The 22715-nt window shown below is 50.7% G+C and carries 25 protein-coding genes and 4 tRNA genes; 16 read left to right on the top strand and 13 right to left on the bottom strand.

What is annotated here, in order from left to right:
• Window positions 1–157 precede the first annotated feature (157 nt).
• The 11 genes from recX to luxS all read left to right on the top strand — a co-directional run bounded on the left by recX (window position 158) and on the right by luxS (window position 8357).
• Entirely contained in the window at window positions 158–796 is a 639-nt protein-coding gene (gene recX / locus HGO41_RS15810; protein WP_370447458.1) for a recombination regulator RecX, read from the top strand.
• A gap of 138 nt (window positions 797–934) precedes the next feature.
• Entirely contained in the window at window positions 935–3562 is a 2628-nt protein-coding gene (gene alaS, locus HGO41_RS15805; RefSeq protein ID WP_015689392.1) for an alanine--tRNA ligase, read from the top strand.
• Window positions 3563–3818: 256 nt separating this feature from the next.
• A complete protein-coding gene (csrA, locus tag HGO41_RS15800; RefSeq protein ID WP_013574027.1) occupies window positions 3819–4004 on the top strand; it encodes a carbon storage regulator CsrA in 186 nt (61 codons plus the stop codon).
• Between the two features lie 325 nt (window positions 4005–4329).
• A tRNA-Ser gene (locus tag HGO41_RS15795) sits at window positions 4330–4422 on the top strand.
• 8 nt (window positions 4423–4430) lie between these two features.
• Window positions 4431–4507 (top strand) — tRNA-Arg (locus HGO41_RS15790).
• A gap of 110 nt (window positions 4508–4617) precedes the next feature.
• Window positions 4618–4694, top strand: a tRNA-Arg gene (locus HGO41_RS15785).
• Between the two features lie 42 nt (window positions 4695–4736).
• Window positions 4737–4813: transfer RNA gene (locus tag HGO41_RS15780), tRNA-Arg, on the top strand.
• A gap of 222 nt (window positions 4814–5035) precedes the next feature.
• Entirely contained in the window at window positions 5036–5602 is a 567-nt protein-coding gene (gene yqaB / locus HGO41_RS15775; protein ID WP_013574028.1) for a fructose-1-phosphate/6-phosphogluconate phosphatase, read from the top strand.
• Window positions 5599–6027: a YqaA family protein gene (locus HGO41_RS15770; protein WP_013574029.1), complete on the top strand. Its 429-nt coding sequence runs from the start codon at window positions 5599–5601 to the stop codon at window positions 6025–6027. The genes yqaB and HGO41_RS15770 overlap by 4 nt, the downstream gene beginning before the upstream one ends.
• Window positions 6028–6112: 85 nt before the next feature.
• Entirely contained in the window at window positions 6113–7684 is a 1572-nt protein-coding gene (gene gshA / locus HGO41_RS15765) for a glutamate--cysteine ligase (protein ID WP_013574030.1), read from the top strand.
• Window positions 7685–7841: 157 nt separating this feature from the next.
• Window positions 7842–8357 carry an S-ribosylhomocysteine lyase gene (gene luxS, locus HGO41_RS15760; protein WP_013574031.1) on the top strand — a complete coding sequence of 172 codons (516 nt, stop codon included), beginning with the start codon at window positions 7842–7844 and terminating at the stop codon, window positions 8355–8357.
• 69 nt (window positions 8358–8426) lie between these two features.
• Here luxS and HGO41_RS15755 read toward each other — a convergent pair whose 3' ends face one another.
• Together HGO41_RS15755 and HGO41_RS15750 are read right to left on the bottom strand one after the other, a co-directional pair.
• Window positions 8427–9716 (bottom strand): HlyC/CorC family transporter, encoded by a 1290-nt coding sequence (locus tag HGO41_RS15755; RefSeq protein ID WP_013574032.1) that lies wholly within the window; start codon window positions 9714–9716, stop codon window positions 8427–8429.
• A 16-nt stretch (window positions 9717–9732) separates the two neighbouring features.
• Entirely contained in the window at window positions 9733–10524 is a 792-nt protein-coding gene (locus tag HGO41_RS15750; protein WP_013574033.1) for a cytochrome C assembly family protein, read from the bottom strand.
• Between the two features lie 164 nt (window positions 10525–10688).
• On the opposite strand from HGO41_RS15750, the gene ffh reads away from it, so the two are divergent.
• The 5 genes from ffh to rplS all read left to right on the top strand — a co-directional run bounded on the left by ffh (window position 10689) and on the right by rplS (window position 14281).
• Window positions 10689–12050, top strand: coding sequence for a signal recognition particle protein (gene ffh / locus HGO41_RS15745; protein ID WP_013574034.1), 1362 nt, complete (start codon window positions 10689–10691; stop codon window positions 12048–12050).
• 178 nt (window positions 12051–12228) lie between these two features.
• The gene (rpsP, locus tag HGO41_RS15740) at window positions 12229–12477 is read left to right on the top strand and encodes a 30S ribosomal protein S16 (protein ID WP_015689395.1); all 249 of its coding nucleotides are present in this window, start codon (window positions 12229–12231) and stop codon (window positions 12475–12477) included.
• Window positions 12478–12495: 18 nt separating this feature from the next.
• Entirely contained in the window at window positions 12496–13044 is a 549-nt protein-coding gene (gene rimM / locus HGO41_RS15735) for a ribosome maturation factor RimM (protein ID WP_013574036.1), read from the top strand.
• Between the two features lie 67 nt (window positions 13045–13111).
• Complete coding sequence (gene trmD, locus HGO41_RS15730; RefSeq protein WP_015689396.1) at window positions 13112–13885, top strand: tRNA (guanosine(37)-N1)-methyltransferase TrmD; 774 nt, start codon at window positions 13112–13114, stop codon at window positions 13883–13885.
• Window positions 13886–13933: 48 nt separating this feature from the next.
• On the top strand, window positions 13934–14281 hold the full coding sequence (rplS, locus tag HGO41_RS15725) for a 50S ribosomal protein L19 (protein ID WP_013574038.1): 348 nt from the start codon (window positions 13934–13936) through the stop codon (window positions 14279–14281).
• Between the two features lie 92 nt (window positions 14282–14373).
• Here rplS and HGO41_RS15720 read toward each other — a convergent pair whose 3' ends face one another.
• From HGO41_RS15720 to HGO41_RS15670, 11 genes are all read right to left on the bottom strand, one after another.
• Window positions 14374–14553 carry an ogr/Delta-like zinc finger family protein gene (locus HGO41_RS15720; RefSeq protein ID WP_013574039.1) on the bottom strand — a complete coding sequence of 60 codons (180 nt, stop codon included), beginning with the start codon at window positions 14551–14553 and terminating at the stop codon, window positions 14374–14376.
• A 64-nt stretch (window positions 14554–14617) separates the two neighbouring features.
• Window positions 14618–15718 (bottom strand): contractile injection system protein, VgrG/Pvc8 family, encoded by a 1101-nt coding sequence (locus tag HGO41_RS15715; protein ID WP_013574040.1) that lies wholly within the window; start codon window positions 15716–15718, stop codon window positions 14618–14620.
• Between the two features lie 2 nt (window positions 15719–15720).
• Window positions 15721–16191, bottom strand: coding sequence for a phage tail protein (locus HGO41_RS15710; protein WP_013574041.1), 471 nt, complete (start codon window positions 16189–16191; stop codon window positions 15721–15723).
• Entirely contained in the window at window positions 16188–17819 is a 1632-nt protein-coding gene (locus HGO41_RS15705; RefSeq protein ID WP_250981207.1) for a phage tail tape measure protein, read from the bottom strand. Before HGO41_RS15705 ends, HGO41_RS15710 begins: the two co-directional genes overlap by 4 nt.
• Entirely contained in the window at window positions 17812–17946 is a 135-nt protein-coding gene (locus tag HGO41_RS15700) for a GpE family phage tail protein (protein ID WP_013574043.1), read from the bottom strand. Before HGO41_RS15700 ends, HGO41_RS15705 begins: the two co-directional genes overlap by 8 nt.
• A 20-nt stretch (window positions 17947–17966) precedes the next feature.
• Window positions 17967–18254, bottom strand: coding sequence for a phage tail assembly protein (locus HGO41_RS15695; RefSeq protein WP_013574044.1), 288 nt, complete (start codon window positions 18252–18254; stop codon window positions 17967–17969).
• A gap of 59 nt (window positions 18255–18313) precedes the next feature.
• Window positions 18314–18823, bottom strand: a complete 510-nt coding sequence (locus HGO41_RS15690) for a phage major tail tube protein (RefSeq protein ID WP_013574045.1) — start codon at window positions 18821–18823, stop codon at window positions 18314–18316.
• Between the two features lie 14 nt (window positions 18824–18837).
• On the bottom strand, window positions 18838–20007 hold the full coding sequence (locus HGO41_RS15685; protein WP_013574046.1) for a phage tail sheath protein: 1170 nt from the start codon (window positions 20005–20007) through the stop codon (window positions 18838–18840).
• A 170-nt stretch (window positions 20008–20177) separates the two neighbouring features.
• Entirely contained in the window at window positions 20178–21209 is a 1032-nt protein-coding gene (locus tag HGO41_RS15680; protein ID WP_153376025.1) for a phage tail-collar fiber domain-containing protein, read from the bottom strand.
• The gene (locus tag HGO41_RS15675; RefSeq protein ID WP_250981206.1) at window positions 21199–21813 is read right to left on the bottom strand and encodes a phage tail protein I; all 615 of its coding nucleotides are present in this window, start codon (window positions 21811–21813) and stop codon (window positions 21199–21201) included. Before HGO41_RS15675 ends, HGO41_RS15680 begins: the two co-directional genes overlap by 11 nt.
• Window positions 21806–22714, bottom strand: coding sequence for a baseplate assembly protein (locus tag HGO41_RS15670; RefSeq protein WP_013574049.1), 909 nt, complete (start codon window positions 22712–22714; stop codon window positions 21806–21808). The genes HGO41_RS15675 and HGO41_RS15670 overlap by 8 nt, the downstream gene beginning before the upstream one ends.
• Window position 22715 lies beyond the last annotated feature (1 nt).

Genomic DNA, 22715 nt, shown 5'->3' with positions numbered 1-22715 from the left:
GACAAAGACATTTGAAGGGCAGGGGACTTTGTCCGCTACTTTCAACAGTCGTTAAAATGCCAGTCTGGTTTCCAGACTGGCATTTTGCATATCAGGGGGAAATCTTATGCCCGATGAAAAAATACTTAATGAAAAAATCGTCGACCTGAAAAAATTGCTGGAAGACGTTGCGCAAAACAGTGAGTCCACGCTGTTTGAGCCGCAGAAAAAAGACGGTGATGCAGCGAAAATCAACACGCTGATTAACCGCGCTATGCGCCTGCTTTCTCAGCGTGATCACGGCGAAACAGAGTTGCGCCGCAAGTTGCTTATTCCACCAATGCCTTTTGTTAAACCTCAGAATAAGAAAAACAGCTGGTCATCACGTAAAAAAGCGGAGCAAAATGCGTTTGCTGAAGAAGAGGTGGTGAGAGCTAAACCTCAGCCGCGGCCAGTGCCAGAAGAAATTGCGGAAGAACATGTGCAGGCGGTGATTGACTACTGCTATCAGCATCACTGGCTCGATGATGCCAAATTTGCCAGCCGTTATATTTCCGGTCGCAGTAACAAAGGTTACGGTGCGCAGCGCATCCGTTCGGAATTACTGCAAAAAGGCGTCGATAAAGAAATCATTACAGTGGCGCTGGAAAACACTGAGGTAGACTGGTGCGTTCTGGCGCGGGATTTGGCCGTCAGGAAATTTGGTGAAAATTTACCGACTGACTGGAAAGAAAAATCAAAAGTTCTGCGTTATTTGCTCTACCGGGGCTTCTTTCAGGAAGAAATACAGTCTATTTATCGCGATTTTGACGATTGACCGCATACGGTATTTTACTTCCCCGCGCAGAAATTTTATCTTATCCGCACTTTTTCGTTCGTGAGCTGAACAGATTGCTGCCATATGCAGCGTTATCCGGCTCAAGAGCCGTTCTTCCAGCATGATTCCGGGACATTTATGAGCAAGAGCACCGCTGAGATCCGTCAAGCGTTTCTCGATTTCTTCCATAGTAAGGGACACAACATTGTTTCAAGCAGTTCGCTTGTCCCGACAAACGATCCGACACTGTTGTTTACCAATGCCGGGATGAACCAATTTAAAGATGTTTTCCTCGGTCTGGATAAGCGTGATTACAACCGCGCCACCACATCTCAGCGTTGCGTCCGCGCAGGCGGTAAGCACAACGACCTCGAAAACGTCGGTTATACCGCACGTCACCACACCTTCTTCGAAATGCTGGGCAACTTCAGCTTCGGTGATTACTTCAAACACGATGCCATCAACTACGCCTGGGAACTACTGACCGGCGAAAACTGGTTTAATCTGCCGAAAGAGAAGTTGTGGGTCACCGTCTATGAGACTGATGACGAAGCCTTCGAAATCTGGGAAAAAGAAGTCGGCGTTCCAAAAGAACGTATTATCCGCATTGGCGATAATAAAGGCGGCGCATTTGCTTCTGATAACTTCTGGCAGATGGGCGATACCGGCCCTTGCGGCCCTTGTACCGAGATTTTCTATGATCATGGCGATCACATCTGGGGCGGTCCTCCGGGTTCTGCTGAAGAAGATGGCGACCGTTATATCGAGATCTGGAACCTGGTGTTCATGCAGTTCAACCGTCAGGCTGACGGCACCATGCTGCCACTGCCAAAACCATCCGTAGATACCGGGATGGGGCTTGAGCGTATCACTGCGGTTATGCAACATGTGAACTCAAACTACGACATCGACTTGTTCCAGAAACTGATCGCTGCGGTGGCAGAAGTCACTGGCGCGACCGATTTGAGCAACAAATCCCTGCGCGTTATTGCTGACCATATCCGTTCATGCGCATTCCTGATTGCAGATGGCGTTATCCCGTCGAATGAAAACCGTGGCTATGTGCTGCGTCGTATCATTCGTCGTGCGATCCGTCACGGCAACATGCTGGGGGCGCAAGACACGTTCTTCTACAAACTGGTTGCTCCGCTGATTGAAGTGATGGGGCCGGCTGCGACAGAACTGAAAGAACAGCAGGCGATGGTTGAGCAACTGCTGAAAACCGAAGAAGAACAGTTTGCCCGTACTCTGGAGCGCGGACTGGCGTTGCTGGACGAAGAATTGGCTGCACTGAAAGGCGACACTCTGGACGGCGAAATTGCTTTCCGTCTGTACGACACCTTTGGTTTCCCGCTGGATCTGACTGCTGACGTTTGCCGTGAACGTAATCTGAAAGTGGATGAAGCCGGTTTTGAAAAAGCGATGGATGTTCAACGCCGCCGCGCACGTGAGTCCAGCGGTTTCAGCGCAGACTACAACAGCATGGTGCGTGTTGACGGCGTGACTCAGTTCTCAGGCTACGAACATTTGCAGCGCCATTCCAAAGTCGTGGCGCTGTTTGTCGATGGGCAGCCAGTGAATGATATTCAGGCTGGCGTTAATGCTATCGTGGTTCTGGATGACACGCCGTTCTACGGTGAATCTGGTGGACAGGTTGGCGATAAAGGCATTCTGAAAACGACTACTGGCGTATTCTCTGTTTCTGATACCCAGAAATATGGAAAAGCGATCGGTCATCAGGGCGCACTGAGCGCAGGTAAACTGAGTATCGGCGACAGCGTCGAAGCAGAAGTTGATGTCGCCCGCCGTGACCGCATCCGTCTGAACCACTCGGCAACGCACTTGCTGCATGCCGCGCTGCGTCAGGTGCTGGGCAAGCACGTTGCTCAGAAAGGTTCTCTGGTTAACGATAACTATCTGCGTTTTGACTTCTCGCATTTTGAAGCAATGAAACCAGAGGAAATTCGCCAGGTAGAAGATCTGGTGAATGCCCAGATTCGTCGCAACTTGCCGATTCAGACCACCATCATGGATCTGGACGAAGCGAAAGAAAAAGGTGCAATGGCGCTGTTTGGTGAGAAATACGAAGACAGCGTTCGTGTGCTGAGCATGGGCGATTTCTCTACCGAATTGTGTGGCGGTACGCACGCCAGTCGTACCGGTGATATCGGCCTGTTCCGTATTCAGAGTGAATCCGGTACTGCAGCAGGTGTTCGTCGTATTGAAGGGATCACCGGTGAAAACGCGATTAATGCCCTGCATCAGCAAAGTGATTTGCTGCAGGATGTCGCGCATCTGGTTAAAGGGGATGTGAACAGCATCACCGATAAAATTCGTTCTCTGATTGAGCGTTCACGTACGCTGGAAAAAGAACTTCAGCAGGTGAAAGGTCAGCAAGCCGCGCAGGAAAGTGCATCACTGTCCAGCCAGGCGAAAGAAGTGAAAGGCGTTAAACTGTTGGTTCGTCAATTGGATAACGTAGAGCCTAAAATGCTGCGTACGATGGTTGATGACCTGAAAAATCAGTTAGGATCAGTGATTATTGTCTTGGCAACCATTGCCGATGACAAAGTCAGCCTGATTGCAGGTGTCACAAAGGATCTGACCGATCGTGTTAAAGCCGGTGAGCTGATTGCTTCTGTGGCACAGCAGGTCGGTGGCAAAGGTGGTGGTCGTCCTGATATGGCGCAGGCTGGCGGCAGCGATGTACAGGCATTGCCTGCCGCGCTGGCGACTGTTGAAGCCTGGGTTGAAGCTAAGCTGTAATAAGAAATAAATAGCTAACCATGAAAACGTCATAATGTATTGTGCTGTATGGCGTTTTCAGTCTTAATGGCAATGTAAGCTTCGCGATTAAAGTCGCGACAATGACGATATCGGCTAAACTTAAAGTACTCATGGCTGAAGTTGCAGGCTGCTTACATTTTATGTAGGGGTCATGGCTTACGTTTTACCCGCTTATGATCGATAATGGCCGGGAAACTGAGAGACCCGACTCTTTTAATTATTCAAGGAGCAAAGAATGCTTATTCTAACTCGCCGAGTTGGTGAAACCCTCATGATTGGCGATGAGGTTACTGTTACCGTATTAGGTGTTAAAGGTAATCAGGTGCGCATTGGTGTGAATGCGCCGAAAGAGGTCTCTGTTCACCGTGAAGAGATTTATCAGCGTATTCAGGCTGAAAAGTCACAGCAGACGAGTTACTGATTTACGAGGCGTCTCGCTAATGGCGAGGCGCTGAACCTCTTTTGTGTGTGTTATCCCTTATTCTTCCCTCGTTTTCCTGCGTTTTAGTTTTTAATTTCTTCCTGTGTCTTATCTCCTGAATTGTCTTTTTCTAAAAATGAAGGCGTTTTTTACGCGTTCGCGGCCTGTTATTGTGTTCAAACTGCGCAGGTTGCGCGTGAAATGTCCAAACGGGTGATTGTTAGGAAAAAAGGGTTTGACTTATAAGGGCCAGAAAGTAATATGTGCGCCACGCAGTGCCGATGAGCTTGAACAAAGTTAGTCAGCACACTCGCAAGAGGCGTATGGTGAGGTGGCCGAGAGGCTGAAGGCGCTCCCCTGCTAAGGGAGTATGCGGTCAAAAGCTGCATCCGGGGTTCGAATCCCCGCCTCACCGCCATTTAAAATGCACCCATAGCTCAGCTGGATAGAGTACTCGGCTACGAACCGAGCGGTCGGAAGTTCGAATCTTCCTGGGTGCACCATACTTTCCTGAATGTATGTTGATTTGCAATCAAATGAGCGTGAAGGGCAAAAGCGAAAGCTGATGTAGTACGGTAAAATGGTCAGGTAAATCTGCAGTAAGAATCAAAATGCACCCATAGCTCAGCTGGATAGAGTACTCGGCTACGAACCGAGCGGTCGGAAGTTCGAATCTTCCTGGGTGCACCATTCTTTTAGCAATTTCCGAAATAAAATCTGTAGTAACCCAATGCACCCATAGCTCAGCTGGATAGAGTACTCGGCTACGAACCGAGCGGTCGGAAGTTCGAATCTTCCTGGGTGCACCATATTTTGTGTATGTTGAAGCGATTTTTGTCTTTCAGCATTAGAAAACCCGCTTCGGCGGGTTTTTTGTTTTCTGGATTTCACGTCTGTATCTCACTCTTCTTTTTCATTTTCCTGATCTTTCTGACGTGTTCTGATGTGCTGTGCGCGTGGACAAAATGCGACTTTCTACAGACTTTGCGATAAAGTAGTTTTCCTGTTTTTTCGTGATCATGGAGCATCCGATGTACGATCGATACGAAGGGCTAATATTTGATATGGATGGCACCATATTGGATACCGAACCTACGCACCGTAAGGCATGGCATCAGGTCTTGACCAAATACAGCATGCGGTATGATGTCGACTCCATGGTCGCTCTGAATGGCTCTCCAACCTGGCGCATCGCCAAGTTTGTTATAGACAGCAATAATGTTGAGATGGACTCCCATCTTCTTGCTGCTGAGAAAACGGCTGCCGTGCAGGAAATGTTGCTCGATACCGTACGTCCTCTGCCGCTGATTGATGTCGTGAAGGCTTATCATGGCCGGCGTCCAATGGCGGTAGGAACAGGAAGTGAGCACTGGATGGCGGATGCACTCTTACGGCATTTAGGGCTGCGCGATTGCTTTGATGCGATTGTGGGGGCCAATGACGTGAAGAATCACAAACCTGCACCGGACACTTTTTTGCGTTGTGCGGAGCTGATTGGCGTGCCTCCTGAAAAATGTGTCGTCTTTGAAGATGCTGATTTCGGTATTGAGGCAGCAAAACGCGCCAATATGGATTTTGTGGACGTGCGTACGCTGTGAGCAGCGCCCTGGCGCTGGCTTCCTTATTCGGCAGCAGCTTTTTAAGTGCCACATTATTGCCTGGGAATTCAGAAGTCTTATTAGTGGCTTTATTGTCAGCTGGCAGCGCAATGCCAGCGGCACTGGTTTTGTCTGCATCAGTTGGCAATACCTTAGGTGGCATAACCAACGTCATCATCGGACGCTTTTTGCCGCAGCTTAAGCCTCAACGTGGACTCAATGTTGCACAGGGCTGGCTGAAGCGCTTCGGACCTGCGGCGTTATTGCTGAGCTGGTTACCGGTGATTGGTGATGTGTTATGCGTATTAGCAGGTTGGCTGCGAATGCCGTGGGGTCCTGTCGTCTTTTTCATGTTTATCGGAAAAGCAGTGCGTTACATCCTTTTGACTTTTGTAACGCTGGAGGGGCTCTCATGGTTCGGTTAGATTGGCATCAGCTATCAATTATGGTCACATCTATGCAGATTCAGTATGCTTGCAAATTAATGGTTTCACCAAGCGGGAGGTCAATTTGATCCCGGATGTATCTCAGGCGCTTTCCTGGCTGGAAGCCCACCCTCAGGCATTAAAAGGTATTCGTCGTGGTATCGAGCGTGAAACGCTTCGGGTTAATCCTGACGGTTCATTAGCGACTACGGGCCACCCGGAATCTTTAGGTGCGGCTCTGACGCATCGCTGGATCACCACCGATTTTGCTGAAGCCTTATTAGAATTTATTACGCCCGTCGATGACAATATTGAACATCTGATGGCGTTTCTCCGTGACATTCATCGTCATGTGGCCCGTGAGCTTGGTGACGAGCGTATGTGGCCGTTCAGCATGCCCTGCTTTATCGAATCCGGACAGGATATCGAACTGGCGCAATATGGTTCGTCGAACATCGGGCGTTTAAAGACACTTTATCGCGAAGGCCTGAAAAACCGCTATGGCGCGCTGATGCAGGTAATTTCCGGCATCCATTACAATTTCTCGCTGCCGATGACGTTTTGGCAGGAGCGGTTGGGCGTGACTGATACGGAAAGCGGGAAAGAGGCGATCTCTGCAGGTTATTTCAAACTCATCCGTAACTATTACCGTTTCGGTTGGGTGATCCCGTATCTGTTTGGGGCTTCGCCTGCAATCTGTTCCTCATTCCTCAAAGGACGTGAAACGGATCTGCCTTTCGAATATACCGAAGGTGGATTATGTTATCTGCCTTATGCGACATCACTGCGTCTGAGTGATTTAGGGTATACCAATAAGTCACAGAGCAATCTGGGCATCACTTTTAATGATCTGAACACCTACGTTCAGGGCGTGAAGAGAGCGATCCGCACACCGTCTGCTGAATATGCGGAAATGGGTGTGAAAAAAGACGGTAAATATCTTCAGCTGAACACCAATGTGTTACAGATTGAGAACGAACTTTATGCGCCAATCCGTCCTAAACGGGTCACCAAATCGGGTGAAACACCTTCGGATGCGCTGATGCGCAGCGGGATCGAATATATTGAAGTCCGCTCGCTGGACGTCAACCCGTTCTCTCCGGTGGGGATTGATGCAACCCAGGCGCGTTTCCTGGATCTGTTTTTGGTATGGTGTGCTTTAGCGGATGCGCCGGAAATGAACAGCGATGAGCTGCTTTGTACGCGTAAAAACTGGAACCGGGTGATCCTCGAAGGACGTAAACCGGGCCAGACGATTGGTATCGGGTGTAACGATGAACGTCAGCCGTTAGCCAGCGTTGGCAATGCGTTGTTTGCTGATCTGAATCGGGTGGCTCAGATCATGGATAACCAAAACGGTGATCATCTCTATCAGGATGTTTGTAAAGAGCTGGTTGCTGCGTTTGATGATCCTGAACTGACTTACTCTGCCCGCATCCTCAAGGATCTGAAACAACAGGGCGTTGGTAACCTCGGGCTGGAACTGGCAGAAAAATATCGTCAGATGCTGGTGAGTGAACCGCTGGAAGTGTTGGATGAAAGCGCTCTGATGGCTGAACAGGATGGTTCATGGCAGCGTCAGCGCACACTGGAAGCCAGTGATAAGCTAAGCTTTGAAGAATACCTGGCTGCGAATGCAGGCAGTAGCAATGAGTAGAAAAGAAAAAGGCCACAATTAATGTGGCCAAATAAACATCTCTGTTTACAGGGATGATGATAACAAATGCGCGTCTTTCACTAATTAAGACCCGCATGCTGGGAAAAGGTTTCCTGAGTTCGTAAAAAAAATTAATTTATTTAGGAGAGGTGACGATATGCCACTGTTGGATAGCTTTACCGTAGACCATACCCGTATGGCAGCACCTGCTGTTCGCGTCGCAAAAACCATGAAAACCCCGCACGGGGACACGATCACTGTGTTCGATCTGCGTTTCTGCCGCCCGAATATTGAAGTGATGCCGGAACGTGGTATCCACACGCTCGAGCACCTGTTCGCGGGTTTCATGCGTAATCATCTGAACGGTAACGGTGTTGAAATCATTGATATTTCTCCGATGGGTTGCCGTACCGGTTTTTACATGAGCCTGATTGGTGTGCCGGAAGAGCAACGGGTTGCTGACTCCTGGAAAGCAGCGATGGCTGACGTTCTGAAAGTGAAAGAGCAGCGCCAGATCCCTGAGCTGAATGAATACCAGTGCGGGACTTACGAAATGCATTCCCTGAAAGAAGCCCAGGAAATTGCACAGCACATTCTCGATCATGATGTTGTTGTGAACCATAACGATGATCTGGCTCTGCCAAAAGAGAAATTGTCCGAACTGCACATCTAGTTTTTAGTTTGTGCTGATGACAAAAAAGACGCGAATTCCGCGTCTTTTTTATGTCTGAAATTCAGAGGATTAGCGCTGATTCACACTGCTTTGCAACGGTTGTAACGGACGGACCTGCACCTGTTTGATCATGTTGTCCTGAACATCCAGGATCTCAACTTCATAGTCCTCAATGCGCAGATTAGTACCGATTGTCGGGATCTCTTCCAGCACTTCCAGCAGCATGCCGTTGATAGTTCTCGCTTCTTCGGCTGGCAGATGCCAGTTAAAGGCTTTATTCAGTTCCCGCACGTTCGCGCTGCCTTCGATCAGTACTGAACCATCACTTTGCGGCGTGACTTCTTCTGCCAGCGTTGGCGACATCGACGTCGTGAAATCACCGACGATTTCTTCGAGGATATCCTCAACCGTTACCAGCCCCTGAATATCACCGTATTCATCAACCACGATGCCCACTTTCTTTTTATTTCGCTGGAATTTTACCAGCTGAATATTCAGCGGCGTGCCTTCCGGAATGTAGTAAATCTCGTCAGCGGCGCGCAGCAGATTTTCTTTGGTGAACTCTTTTTTCTCGGTCATCAGGCGATAAGCTTCGCGCAAACGAAGCATCCCAATAGCGTCGTCGAGTGAGTCTCGGTAAAGCACAATACGGCCATGAGGTGAGTGGGTAAGCTGACGAATAATCGATTTCCAGTCGTCATTGATATCAATACCGACGATTTCATTGCGCGGAACCATGATGTCATCAACAGAGACTTTCTCAAGATCAAGCACGGAAAGCAGCATGTCCTGATTCCGGCGCGAGATATTCGAGCGTGACTCGTTCACGATGGAACGCAGCTCTTCTTTACTGACGGCGTCACTGAGGCTTGTGGTGGTTTTGATACCAAACATTCGCATCAGCAAACGCGAGAGACTGTTAAGGATCCACACCAGCGGCATCATAATGGTTTGCAGCGGACGCAACAAAATGCTGCTCGGAAACGCGATGCGTTCAGGATTCAGGGCGGCAAATGTTTTAGGCAGCACTTCTGCAAACAGCAGTACGACAAATGTCAGTACACCCGTGGCAATCGCTACACCGGCATCGCCGTAAAGACGGATGCCCACAATGGTTGCCAGAGCGGAAGCAAGGATGTTGACCAGGTTGTTACCGATAAGTACCAGACTGATCAGCTGGTCCGGGCGTTTTAACAGCTTTTCGACGCGACGCGCCGCGCGGTTACCCTGTTTAGCCAGGTGACGTAACCGGTAACGGTTGAGTGTCATCATACCGGTTTCGGAGGCTGAAAAATAAGCCGAAACCACCACCATGATGATCAATGTGATGATCAGGGTTGTTGTTGAGACGTGCTCCAACGGGTATTCCTTTTAATTAATGAACCATGATTTGCTGGATCAGGCGACTGCCAAAATAGGCAAGAGTAAGCAGGATGGCGCCCGCCATGCTGAACCATACCACGCGACGGCCACGCCAGCCTTCGTGATAATGGCCCCACAGCAGAACGATATAAACAAACCATGCCAGTATCGATAAGACAGCCTTGTCGATATTCTCTGGGCTGAACAGGTTGTTCAGATAAAGTAATCCGGTGCACAACGTCAGCGTCAGTAAAATAACGCCAATCTGAGTGATGTGAAAAAGTTTGCGTTCAATACTCATTAACGGCGGCATATCAGCCGTAAACGTCAGGCGTTTATTCTTTAGCTGATAATCCAGCCACGCCAGTTGCAACGCGTAAAGGGCGGCAATCATCAGCGTGGCATAAGAGAATAATGCCAGGCCGATATGTACCAGTAAGCCTTTGCTTTCTTCAAGATGCGTGATGAATTCGCCAGGAAGAAACGTCACGAACGCCAGATTGATCAGCGAAAAGCTGTAAACAATTGGCAAAACAAACCAGCCGCGATTGCGCGAGGCTACGATGGTCATCACCGTTCCGATGATTAAACTGACCACCGAACCGATATTGACCAGGCTGAGGTTCTGGCCGGTGCTGACGTCGAAAATACGTTGCTGCAATGCGACAGCGTGGCAAACAAGTGCCACCACAACGGAAATCAGTGCTAAACGCCGGTATGCGCTGTTCTTCCGGATGATGCTCGGAATGATCAGTGCAAGGCTGAGCAGATAGGCCAACATGGCGACGAGAGCAAAAACTGACATAGCGTTTCGGTAGCATCGAAAAGTGAATGAGAACCGCAGTATAACGTTACCCGCGTCACGCTCCAACCTATCTGAGATGCCAAAGCAGAGATCGTCCGCGCTTCGTGTTATAATCCCGCAATTACGTCGCAAAAGCGGCCTGTCATTACGTTGAGCAAGAGACGATGTTTGAGAATTTAAGCGATCGATTGTCGCGCACACTGCGCAATATCAGCGGCCGCGGGCGGCTGACCGAAGAAAATATCAAAGAGACATTACGTGAAGTGCGTATGGCCTTACTGGAAGCGGACGTTGCGCTGCCGGTCGTACGTGACTTCATCAGCCGGGTGAAGGAAAGCGCTGTTGGCCATGAGGTCAATAAGAGTCTGACGCCGGGGCAGGAATTCGTCAAAATTGTCCAGAAAGAACTGGAAACTGCGATGGGCGAGGCGAACACCGAGCTTAACTTAGCGGCGCAGCCTCCGGCCGTGGTTCTTATGGCGGGTTTACAAGGTGCAGGTAAAACAACCAGCGTCGGTAAACTGGCGAAATTCCTGAAAGAAAAGAAAAAGAAAAAAGTACTGGTGGTGTCCGCCGACGTTTATCGCCCTGCGGCGATCAAACAGCTGGAAACCCTGGCGCAGCAAGTTGAAGTGGATTTCTTCCCGTCTGATGCACAGGAGAAGCCGGTTGATATCGTTAGCCGCGCCCTGCAGCAGGCGAAACTGAAATTCTACGACGTGCTGATTGTCGATACCGCCGGCCGTTTACACGTCGACGAAGCGATGATGGACGAAATCAAACAGGTACATGCCGCGATTAATCCGGTTGAAACCCTGTTTGTGGTCGATGCTATGACCGGTCAGGATGCCGCGAATACCGCGAAAGCGTTTAATGAGGCGCTGCCGTTGACCGGTGTGATCCTGACAAAAGTCGACGGTGATGCCCGCGGCGGTGCTGCGCTGTCGATTCGTCACATCACCGGCAAGCCGATTAAATTCCTGGGTATGGGTGAAAAAACCGATGCGCTGGAGCCGTTTCATCCGGATCGTATTGCCTCCCGTATTCTGGGTATGGGCGACGTTCTCTCTCTTATCGAAGATATTGAGAGCAAAGTTGACCGCGCGCAGGCTGAAAAACTGGCCAGCAAACTCAAGAAAGGCGACGGCTTTGACCTGACCGATTTTCTCGAGCAGCTCAAGCAAATGCGTAATATGGGCGGCATGGCGAGTATGATGAGCAAACTGCCGGGTGTCGGTCAGTTGCCGGATAACGTCAAATCCCAGATGGATGACAAAGTGCTGGTGCGGATGGAAGCGATCATCAACTCGATGACGCTGAAAGAGCGCGCTAAGCCAGAAATTATTAAAGGTTCCCGTAAGCGTCGTATCGCGATGGGTTCCGGCATGCAAGTGCAGGACGTCAACCGCTTACTTAAGCAGTTCGACGATATGCAGCGCATGATGAAGAAAATGAAGAGTGGCGGCATGGCGAAAATGATGCGTGGCATGAAAGGTATGATGCCACCAGGTTTCCCTGGCCGTTAATCGACGTCACTGCCTATATATCAGCCATATAGGTGGCTCATGCAAAATGGTGGCTAAGGTTTCTACGCTTTAGATTGCTTTTTGCGCCAAAATGAGTAAAATTTTCGGGCTTTTTATATTGCAACCAGACCCCGTTCCCCGATGGGGTCTGGTTGTTTTATTAACTAAAGAGGATGTTATGGTAACAATTCGTTTAGCACGTGGCGGCGCAAAAAAGCGTCCGTTTTATCAAGTAGTAGTGACCGACAGCCGCAACGCTCGTGACGGTCGTTTCATCGAACGCGTAGGTTTCTTCAACCCATTGGCTTCTGGCCAGGCTGAAGCACTGCGTATGGATCTGGACCGTGTTGCCCATTGGGTTGGTCTGGGTGCTACCGTTTCTGATCGCGTTTCTGCGCTGATCAAAGACGCTAAGAAAGCAGCTTAATCTGTCGCGGTGGTGGCAATGAGCAAGCAATCCAATCCAGTGGTACCCGCTGAGCCGTTAGTTCTTGGCAAAATGGGTTCAACGTACGGCATTCGTGGTTGGCTCAGAGTGTTTTCATCCACCGAAGACGCTGAAAGCATCTTTGACTACCAGCCCTGGTTTATCCAGCGTGCCGGTAAGTGGCAAGTTGTCGAGCTGGAAGGCTGGAAACGCCACACTCAGGACCTGATTATCAAAGTCAAAGGCGTTGATGATCGGGATGCCGCGAATCTTCTGACTAATTGCGAAATTGTCGTCGATTCAAAGCAACTGCCTCCACTGGAAGACGGTGACTACTACTGGAAAGACCTTTTCGGTTGCCAGGTAGTGACAACTTCCGGTTACGAACTGGGCAAAATCATCGATATGATGGAAACCGGTTCTAACGATGTGATGGTAGTTAAAGCCAACCTGAAAGATGCCTTCGGACTCAAGGAGCGGTTGATTCCGTTCCTCGATGGGCAGGTTATCAAGAAAGTCGATCTCGCTACTCGCACTGTTGAAGTAGATTGGGATCCTGGTTTTTGACCTCCGTAGTGTTTACTGATGTAAACAACGTCTGGTTGAGCGGTCAAACATTTGGAAGGGGTAGGCTATGTGGATTGGTATAATTAGCCTGTTTCCTGAAATGTTCCGCGCAATTACGGATTACGGGGTAACTGGCCGGGCAGTTAAGAATGGCCTGTTGAGCGTAAATTGCTGGAGTCCTCGTGACTTCGCATACGATCGACATCGTACCGTGGATGAGCGCCCTTATGGCGGTGGTCCCGGAATGCTGATGATGGTGCAACCCTTACGGGAAGCTATTCATGCAGCAAAAGCAGCGGCAGGCGAAGGTGTGAAGGTGATTTATCTTTCACCTCAGGGGCGCAAACTGGATCAAACCGGTGTTTGCGAGCTGGCGGCCCATCAGAAAATTATTCTGGTTTGTGGCCGTTATGAAGGGATCGATGAGCGCATAATTAAAACCGAAATTGATGAAGAATGGTCAATTGGCGATTATGTTCTTAGCGGTGGAGAGTTGCCGGCAATGACTCTGATTGATTCAGTTTCCCGCTTTATACCGGGCGTTCTGGGTCGTCAGGCTTCAGCAGAAGAAGATTCTTTCGCTGACGGATTGTTGGATTGTCCCCATTATACCCGCCCTGAAGTGTTGGAAGGCATGGAGGTACCGTCAGTTTTACTGTCGGGCAACCACGCTGATATACGTCGCTGGCGCCTGAAACAGTCGCTGGGTCGAACCTGGCTTAGAAGACCTGAACTTCTGGAAAACCTAGCTCTGACTGACGAGCAAGAGGTGTTGCTGAGAGAGTTCCAAAAGGAACATCGGCTCAGTCAACAAAACTATGAAGGGAACGCCAAAGCATAACGCGAGGCCGTCCCGATATATCAGTTTACCTAGGGTAAGAGACATATTATGAGCAATATCATTAAACAAATCGAACAAGAGCAGATGAAGCAAGACGTACCTGCATTCCGTCCAGGTGATTCTCTGGAAATTAAGGTATGGGTCGTTGAAGGTTCTAAAAAGCGTCTGCAGGCATTCGAGGGCGTGGTTATCGCTATTCGTAACCGCGGTCTGCACTCTGCATTCACTGTTCGCAAAATTTCTAACGGCGAAGGTGTTGAGCGTGTATTCCAGACTCACTCCCCGGTAATCGACAGCATTACTGTTAAACGTCGTGGCGCCGTTCGTAAAGCTAAACTGTACTACCTGCGTGAGCGTACTGGTAAGTCTGCTCGTATTAAAGAGCGTCTTAACTAAGGTATCGCTAACGCGACATCTACTAGTTAATATAGAACAAGGGGTTAGCCATCGGCTAACCCCTTTTTTTTACATCAGTGACTACAAAATGGCTACGCAGTGGCAGGTTGGCTACCCGGTTTTGAGATAACCCGGGCGACTGATTCATGCGTCGCAAAAGTACAACTGCATTTGATATTCTGGCACTGATGATAGCGTTCCTTGGTCGATTCACTCAGATAGCGGCTCGAACGCGTATGGGCTACTTTTCCGCAAAGTGGACAATGCATCATAAAAACCTCCGGCATAACAGGTAAGCGATGAGGTAATTATGAACTCATAACTCGCAAAAGCAAGTTATAGTTGCAAAATTGAAGACTGATAAGTGATATCTGCAACATAAGGTTTCAGAATCAATTTAGTAGTAAAACCTTTCTCATTAATCTCATGCAGAGCGGAATCAATCACCCAGCGCTGACTGTCGATCACGTCTTTAAACCCTTGCACATTGACCGGAGATTGCGCACTCAAATCAGCACGTCCCAGGGCCAGCCGTATGCTGAATGTTGCGGCATCATTCTGAATCTGATTGAACACTGAATCCGCAGCCCGCTTAGCAGTCTCTTCGTCAGGAAATATTTTGCCCAGTTCAAGAACATTTGTCCCGGATCCCGCGATGTAACTGGCAGGCTGGGCTTCTTTGCCTTCTGCGGGCGAACGCTTGAGAGCAACATTGCTGGTGGTCGCCGTTTTGAGATCATGCCACTGCGCCTTCACGCCATCGTATGCCTTCTTATCGACCATCTGATAGTTGTGGTTATCGCCGTCACTGCGGACAATGGTTTTCCAGGGGATTGCTTGTCCGGAAGAGGTTCGACCGGTGCCTGCTTTAAAAAATAAAATTGCGCCGTTTTTAACCGTTACCTGCGCACCGTAACGTTGTGCCAGCCGGGTGAGAAAGTAGCTGTCCGTTTCGCTGGTCTGGTCAATATGCGGGATCTTAACGCTATCAAGTTCCTGCGGGATTACTGGCAGATCTAATTTATTCCGGCTTGAAATGATTCTGACAATCGCGCCGAGCGTGTAATCATCGTAAGACTGGCTGATTTTGTTATCAAAGGAACCGCGGAAATCTGCGCTGCGGGCAACCACACCTATTTTGTCCGGAGAGCCGGAATGAGTGACTGTATCGACCGTGAAATAGCCGCAGTCATAGAGCGCCTGTTTCGACCACCCCAGATGCAGATGTAAAACGGTGCCGCGAACGGGCATTTGCAATTGCCCGTCGCTGTCATCGAAGGTTAAATTCAATGTGTCTGCGGTAAAACCGCTGTTATCCGTGACAGATAAACTGATGATCCGAGCAGAGATATTTTCTTCCAGCACCTTATTTTTTATCGTCAGCGTGAATGCGGGCGTGATGCGTGCGCCAACGGGTAGCTGCAAATCAGTAAGCATGATCAGACTCCGCTGGCGAAATTGTTGAGTGCCGAACTGGCCTTGTTATATAAGCCCTCGGCCTGAGTCAGCAGATCGCCGAACATGGCGGCCTGCGATTCATCGACGCGCGTCAGATTGAGCGTGAAATTGATGCTTCGCGCCTGGCCGCTGGAAGTAAACTCGGCATTGTCATTGGCTATACTTTTGATAACGAACATGCCGTAAATCGTGCCACTGCCTTCAATGAGCGGCCATGCCCGCCCTGAATCTGCCATGCTCTTCAGTGCCTGCAAATAGCGCATGCCGCCGGTCATTTCAGGCAATAATTGCCCGGTGATTTTTATCGTTTCCTCACCCAGCCCGAGAAACTGCGAGACCGGACGCTGTCCGAAACGCGCGTTCGCCCCCCAGCCATAGTTCACCTGACGGTTCGTATTCTGATAGGGCAGCGTGCTCAACTTAAATACAAATAAACCCAGTGACATCATCATGAGTAAATCCCTCCGTTGTTGTACTGGCTGAGGAGATTGTTGGTATTGTTCCATTCCCGCTGGTTAATGGAATCCTCGATCCAGGCTCTGACCTGGTTATGATCCGTCTCCGGGGTAGCTGTGAAACTTAAATTTACCGTCGTTGCCCGGTTATCCGTCAGGTTGTTGGCCACGCTGCTTTTAGCTGGCTGATACAGGTTCAGCGCACCGCCGGTTGGGGAGATGCCATCTAAGGGCGGTGTTGAAATATCCGGGCGTTCAGCGGGTTCATTGTCACCAAAAATGGAGTCCCATCCTTTTTTCGCCCAGCTAAAGACTTCGCCGATTTGAGAGACGGCTTTATTCAGCGTGACGAAAATCTCTGCGATCGCTTCTCCGACCCCTTTGCCGATATCAGTGAAGCCGCTCAGGGTGTCCTGAGTGAAGTGGATTGGCTCAAACAAATCCGTAATCCATCCCAGCGCGGTTCTGAACGGTGTAAACGCGCCACTTATTGGCCCCATTGCAGCAGTAAATCCGTCAATTACTCCGCCGACAAAGGCACTGATCGGTTCCCAAAGTTTCACTACGGCGATCCCGATCCCGGCGATCAGTGCGATGACGGGCAGAAGTGGCAACCCGATGGCCGTGAACGCTGCGGCAATCATGCCACCGGTACCGGTAAAAATAGTCCCAAGCAAACCGGCTCCCGCCATCAGCATACTGATGCCGCTGAGCACCGGCGCGATGACCATGCCGAGCGCACCCATACCGCCGACAATGCCCGTGATGCCTAATGCCAGACCGAGCAGGGAATTCACCAGCATAGGATTATCGGTGATCCAGGTATTGATCGTGCCCAGCCAGCTGGTAGCCGTTTGCGTCAGTTCACGCAGGGCGGCACTTTGCCCGTCAAAAAGATTGATACGGATAGTGTCCCAGGTGGCAAATAACTTAGTGATATCGCCATCCAGATTGTCGCCTTTCACGGTCACCGCCATCTGCGCAGCAGGCGTTGCGCCATTCAGTGCCGCCGGTGTTTGTTCCAGAACCTGATCGGCATTCATTCCGCCTTTCGCTAATGCCTGCTGTCTGGCGACAACCTCCGCCGGCGAATGGCCGGAAGCCGCCATCGAAAGACTTTGCTGACGCAGAGCGGCAATGTGCGGATCGTCATTTTTCAGTCCGAGGACCGACTGCACTTCAGCCAGCCCGGCCTCCAGATCTGCACCCGGTTTGAGAAAAGTTTGCGCCAGCGCCAGTTTCGGTTGTGCAAAGGAAAGGGCTGATGAGCTGATATTTTTTAACTGGCCAATTTTCAGTTCGCGATTTTTAAACTGTTGCCCGATCTCCAGCCCTTTCTGTTCCATTTGCATCGGGCGTTGCTGCCGCAACTTTTCTGCCGGCTGGCTGACCACCGCCTTTTTCAGGCCGGAAAATGCCTGCGTTTCGGTTTCGCTGTCCGGGGCGAAAAGCGACTTTTCAAACTGAAGGGAAGCGTCAGTGATATCTTCTGAGACGACGCTGAATAACGTCTTCCCGGGCAGTGTCAGCAGGTTGTTTCTGACCTTGTCGGTTTCGGCCCTGAAGGCGGCCAGATCCTGATTTATTTTTTCCAGCGTGTGAGGTAACTTTTCGAGATTACTCATCTGTTTTTACTCCGCTGCGTTGCAGTGCCTTATGTCGCCAGTTCAGCAGATCGGTGAGTGACATACCGTCCATCTCGGACGGCGGCCAGTGAAATATCACCGCGATATCTGCCATCAGGTCATCCACGGTGAGGCGGGGCGCAATACTTACGCCACCGGTTTCGGCGATAAAAAACCTATCACCTTACCTGCCAGCGCGATCAGATCGGGAAGCTCCAGGCGTGAGCATTCTTCTTTGGTCAGATTCGGATACGTGATGCGCGGCAAAATAGTGATCAGCGCGTCCACATCGGCGTTCGCCAGCGCCGCGAGGCCGATACCCCGCAGGCTACCGGCTGTGGGTTTAGTCACCTGAACTTCAGTGATTTCCATTTCACCGCGTTTTAGCGGAACATCCAAAATCACGGTGTTGTCGTTGATATCAGTGAGATTCATACGTTTTCCTGCTTAAATCGGAAATCAAGCCGGCAAAAGCTGCCGGCTCAGGGAAGGGATTACAAGCCGAGCGCGGTGCGGTGTTCCGCCAGACGGTCAACGCCGTTGACGACTTCCACCATATTGACGGTGTCGATCTCAATCAGTTCTTTGCCGTCGATGGTCAGTTTGAAATACGTACACTGGGTGGTGACTTTGGTTTCAGTATCTTCACCCTGTTTGTACTCGCCGAAATCAAACTCTTTGTGACGGCCACGCATCATCACTTCGACTGCGGAGACATCACCGGTGTCGTCCCGCTGCAATGAACCGGCAAACCGCAGCGGAATGTCTGATGTGCTGCCCCATTGCTGCAGAACCAGCTCATCCAGACCGCCGATGGACCATTCAAGCGTCAGCGCATCATCATCCAGACCGAAGTCCACCGCGACCGAACCGCTCATGCCGCCGCCACGATAGTTTTGCAGTTTACGGGTGAGTTTCGGCAGCGTCAGTGAGGAGACCAGACCGAGGTAGCTGTTCCCGTCATTAAACAGGTTCAGGTATTTCAATTTCTTAGGAAGTGCCATGAGTTTTTGTCTCCTTAGCTGTTTACGGACGCGGCAAAGTTCACCAGGTAAGAGTCGGTGATACGCTGGCGCAGGGTCAGATCTTCCAGTGGAGGAACCGGGGTATAGTCGTAATCGATATACAACTTACCGGCCTTCAGAGTTTCCGCTGTGTTTGCGGTTTCGTCATACCAGCAGTCGCCGTCAATGATGTAACCCGCTGATTTCATTTCGCGCATTTTGGCTTTGATGCCGTCAATCATGTCGCGCACCAGTGTCGGGGTCATTGGTTTATCGACCGCCCACATGTGCGCTTCGGCCATTGTATCGGCCAGAACCTGCGCTGTACGGGTGTAGTTTTCGAACAGGAACAGTGTGTCATCGCTGCAGGTCCGGTTGCCCCAGAAACGGAAACCGTCTTTGCGCACCAGTGTTGTCACACAGGCTTCGTTCAGCAGATCCGCGTCGGTACCCGTTGCCTGCAAATCCCAGAAGACACTGGCGGACAGACCGGTAACACCGTTAACGCCGACGTTGGATAAGGTTTTATGCCAGCCAGTGTCCTGGTCAATTTTGGCGCGTAAACCCAGAGCGCGGGCGGTGGCATAAGCGATATCAGACTGGCTGGTGGTGGTATTCCAGTTAACAAAGTCTGGCCAGATCAGCATCAGCTCGCGCTGGCTGAAGTTGTCGCGGTATTTGATCGCATCAGAAATGGTTTTTGCACCGTAAACGCTGACATAACCGAACGCACGCAACTGCTGACAAACACCTGCCAGCGCGGTCGCGACAGCCTGGTTATCCAGACCAGGGACACCCAGAATACGAGGCTTCACGCCCAGCTCTGCCTGCGCAGAAAGCAGCGCTTTCATACCGGTGTAACGGCCATTGGCATCAGAACCGCCAATGATGTTGCTGGTGGTTGCGGCTTCATCTTCACCCGTGGCGACACGTACCACGACGGTGACAGGTTTACACTGGTCTGCAATTGCCAGAAGCGCGGCACGCAATGTTCCGCTGGTGCCCGCTTTACCGCTGGCCGCCAGAACGTCAGTGATCAGAACCGGGGTATTCAAAGGGAAAACAGTCGCATCCGCATCTTCTGCGGTACAAACCATGCCGATAATTGCTGTGGAAACGGTGGAAATAACGCGGGTGCCGTCGTTGATTTCGACAACACGCACGCCGTGATGATAATCAGCCATCAGGGTGACTCTCTCTGTTGTGGGTGGTGAAGCAAGGATGCCGGTTCGCAACAGAAAGCGCATTTGATCAGGGGCGTGGGGGCGGTGGCACAACAGAGAGGGGAAATAAAAAAGAGATAATAATAATTATCTCTTTGCACAGGTCCGGAAGTTTTTACGCTTTAAGAGGATCAGGCTGCCCGAACAATATAATTAAAAGCGATATTACGAGGACGCATAGTGATCCATACACCAGCAGGATTTGTCAAACCGGAGGATGATTGTACGGCGGTCATGCTGTTGTCCGCCAAGATGGAGCCAAGAGTAGTGTTGGCTGGGCTTTTCGCTCCTGCGGGCTGTAAAGTGCTAGCTGAGTCAGCGGCAACAAACGAAGTGCCTATTGTTGCTCCGGCCGCTGTCTCATCGACTCCGAAGTAATCCAGCGCCGCGGTTCTGATCCCGGTAGCTCCCTGAGCGCCATAGATCACTCGTCCGGTATCAACTCCTCGGCCATCATCCCAACCACGAATAAACTCGCCTCGCAAATCAGGCAACAAACCCAGTGGGTAAACAGCGGCGAGCTTAGGATATTTTGCCTTATCAAACGCAGCGCCATTACATTTTAACCAACCGGCTGGCGGTGTTGCTGTCGGCCAGGGAAGGGGGATACCAACAGGTATTTCATATTGTGGATGAGGCGAAGCTGCCGCCAGGTGAGCAGCCATAAGGCTGTCTGCATAGGCCTTAACCTCAATGACTTTATCATCGACATATTTGCGTGTTGCCAGTACCACTGACGGATCAATTTTCAGCGTGACCGCGTCCGTGCTGTTTACCACTAAAATCATACGAACCGTCTGCGTCCGGCCACTGCCTTCCTGTAACTGGGGTTTATAGGTTTCAGGGCAGTTGGCGATAGCAATCAGCGTATTGTCCTGATCAAATAAGCCAATTTCTCGGATCCAGAATCCGCCCTGATCCTCAGGGATAATTTGTTCGGCGATAATCTGATTAGTATTTGCCGGATCAACACTCAGTGAATTGAGCGCCGCCCGGCGTTTTTCGCCAATTAATTGCGTTTGAGCAGGGTCCGGTGTTGGCAGGGTACCGCCGCCATCACCGACCGCCATTTGGGTCAGGCTGAGTTGCGTACCCAGCGCCGTCGCATTGGCCAGTTTCGCTGCGCCCAGATTGGTCAGCAGGGCATAATATTTAGCTGTCATAATTCACTCTCAGGTTGTCGATTAAATGGATTGCTGAACCGGTAAACGCGGATCCGGATGCTGTAATGGTTTCGGGGAAATACGGATAAACCGTCAGTTCTTCTCCGTCGTAAGTCGCTGCTGCTATATAAAAATCACCCGTGACATCCAGATTGATGGAGAGACCGTTCAGATGGCGGCTGCAGGGTTTGGCATCGGTGATCAGACGTTCGAGTTCCTGATACATTTCTTCCGTGATGCCCGTTTCAAGCACGCCGACATCGAGGCGAAAAGTGCCCGGAATATCGTTGGTCTGCCACCATTCGGTGACGCGAATTAAATATCCCAGCGGTTCAACGACCCGCCGCAAAGCCCCGATAGTTCCTTTATGTTTATGAACGAACCAGGCCGCGCTAACTGCAGAGCGTTTCGCTGGTTCGGTCCAGTTTTCATCCCAGCGATCGACCGAAAATGACCAGGCAAGATAAGGCAGCAGCTCCAGCGGACAGGTATCAGGATCCCAGAGTTCACGCAGAGGAACGCTGAGATTACCGATTTGCGATAGCACCTGCGTGGCCGCAACCTCAAGCTGAGTGGAACCCGAGGGTAACAGACGATCACTCATCCGAGCCTCCCACTGTCAGTGAGTAACCGGTACAGAGTGACGCCTGAGTTTTATCAAGCACGATATCCGCCAGCGGTGACGACAGCTCTACCCGCTGAACGCCTTCAACATGCAGAGCGGCATAGATTGCAGAAAGCCGGATATCACGGCCTAGCCGACTTTGCGTATTGATATACGTTTTTAACTGCGCTTCAGAGGCCGCGCGAACAGGCTCAATTTCAGGTGTGGGCAAGACATACAGCACGGCATCAATCTGATAAGGCACAATCTCGGCCGCCTGCACAGTGACGCGATCGGCAACAGGCCTGACATCTTCATCGTTCAGGGCTTTTTCAACGGCAATGAGCAAGTCATCAGAGGCAACGCCATCGTTGTCTCGTGACAAAATAGTGACGGTCACTTCAGCGGGAGACGGGCTGATAGCCGATGCATCCGCAATGCGTCCGTCTGCCGAACGAGCATGATATTCGTAAGCTCCGGTCGGGCCCGCCACGCTCAACCCTTCGAACGCCTGAGGAATACGCACGCGTAAATCGCTATCGGCTTCTAGAACGGCGGCTTTTGGGGGGATTGTATTGATATCCGCAGGCTGTAAAACCAGGCGCTGAACGTTGAAATTCGCCGCAAGCTGATCCAGATCACTGCCCGTCGCATAGGCCACCATCACGGCGCGTGCGGCTTCGTTCACCCGCTGGCGCAGGATCAGTTCGCGGTAGGCATTCTCCTGCAACAGTTTGACCAGCGGTTCGGATTCCAGCGTCAGCGTGCGGCTGATGGCCTCCTGCTGATCGGCTGGATAGAGCGAAATCAGCGTCGTTTTACGTTCTTCAAGCAGGCTTTCATAATCCAGTTCTTCGACCACATCAGGGGGCGGTAACTGGCTCAAATCGATCGTTGCCATA

The organism is Rahnella sp. CG8 (assembly GCF_023701875.1).
GTDB classification, from domain to species: domain Bacteria; phylum Pseudomonadota; class Gammaproteobacteria; order Enterobacterales; family Enterobacteriaceae; genus Rahnella; species Rahnella aceris.
Note: the sequence above shows the minus strand (reverse complement) of the source record. Positions and strands in the feature narration are given on the sequence as shown.

Excerpts from the sequence above, each read along its gene's own strand:
- alaS (WP_015689392.1), top strand. The coding sequence starts at position 935 with ATGAGCAAGAGCACCGCTGAGATCCGTCAAGCGTTTCTCGATTTCTTC.
- csrA (WP_013574027.1), top strand. The coding sequence starts at position 3,819 with ATGCTTATTCTAACTCGCCGAGTTGGTGAAACCCTCATGATTGGCGAT.
- yqaB (WP_013574028.1), top strand. The coding sequence starts at position 5,036 with ATGTACGATCGATACGAAGGGCTAATATTTGATATGGATGGCACCATA.
- luxS (WP_013574031.1), top strand. The coding sequence starts at position 7,842 with ATGCCACTGTTGGATAGCTTTACCGTAGACCATACCCGTATGGCAGCA.
- HGO41_RS15750 (WP_013574033.1), bottom strand. The coding sequence starts at position 10,524 with ATGTCAGTTTTTGCTCTCGTCGCCATGTTGGCCTATCTGCTCAGCCTT.
- ffh (WP_013574034.1), top strand. The coding sequence starts at position 10,689 with ATGTTTGAGAATTTAAGCGATCGATTGTCGCGCACACTGCGCAATATC.
- rpsP (WP_015689395.1), top strand. The coding sequence starts at position 12,229 with ATGGTAACAATTCGTTTAGCACGTGGCGGCGCAAAAAAGCGTCCGTTT.
- rimM (WP_013574036.1), top strand. The coding sequence starts at position 12,496 with ATGAGCAAGCAATCCAATCCAGTGGTACCCGCTGAGCCGTTAGTTCTT.
- trmD (WP_015689396.1), top strand. The coding sequence starts at position 13,112 with ATGTGGATTGGTATAATTAGCCTGTTTCCTGAAATGTTCCGCGCAATT.
- rplS (WP_013574038.1), top strand. The coding sequence starts at position 13,934 with ATGAGCAATATCATTAAACAAATCGAACAAGAGCAGATGAAGCAAGAC.
- HGO41_RS15720 (WP_013574039.1), bottom strand. The coding sequence starts at position 14,553 with ATGATGCATTGTCCACTTTGCGGAAAAGTAGCCCATACGCGTTCGAGC.
- HGO41_RS15715 (WP_013574040.1), bottom strand. The coding sequence starts at position 15,718 with ATGCTTACTGATTTGCAGCTACCCGTTGGCGCACGCATCACGCCCGCA.
- HGO41_RS15710 (WP_013574041.1), bottom strand. The coding sequence starts at position 16,191 with ATGATGATGTCACTGGGTTTATTTGTATTTAAGTTGAGCACGCTGCCC.
- HGO41_RS15705 (WP_250981207.1), bottom strand. The coding sequence starts at position 17,819 with ATGAGTAATCTCGAAAAGTTACCTCACACGCTGGAAAAAATAAATCAG.
- HGO41_RS15695 (WP_013574044.1), bottom strand. The coding sequence starts at position 18,254 with ATGAATCTCACTGATATCAACGACAACACCGTGATTTTGGATGTTCCG.
- HGO41_RS15690 (WP_013574045.1), bottom strand. The coding sequence starts at position 18,823 with ATGGCACTTCCTAAGAAATTGAAATACCTGAACCTGTTTAATGACGGG.
- HGO41_RS15685 (WP_013574046.1), bottom strand. The coding sequence starts at position 20,007 with ATGGCTGATTATCATCACGGCGTGCGTGTTGTCGAAATCAACGACGGC.
- HGO41_RS15680 (WP_153376025.1), bottom strand. The coding sequence starts at position 21,209 with ATGACAGCTAAATATTATGCCCTGCTGACCAATCTGGGCGCAGCGAAA.
- HGO41_RS15675 (WP_250981206.1), bottom strand. The coding sequence starts at position 21,813 with ATGAGTGATCGTCTGTTACCCTCGGGTTCCACTCAGCTTGAGGTTGCG.
- HGO41_RS15670 (WP_013574049.1), bottom strand. The coding sequence starts at position 22,714 with ATGGCAACGATCGATTTGAGCCAGTTACCGCCCCCTGATGTGGTCGAA.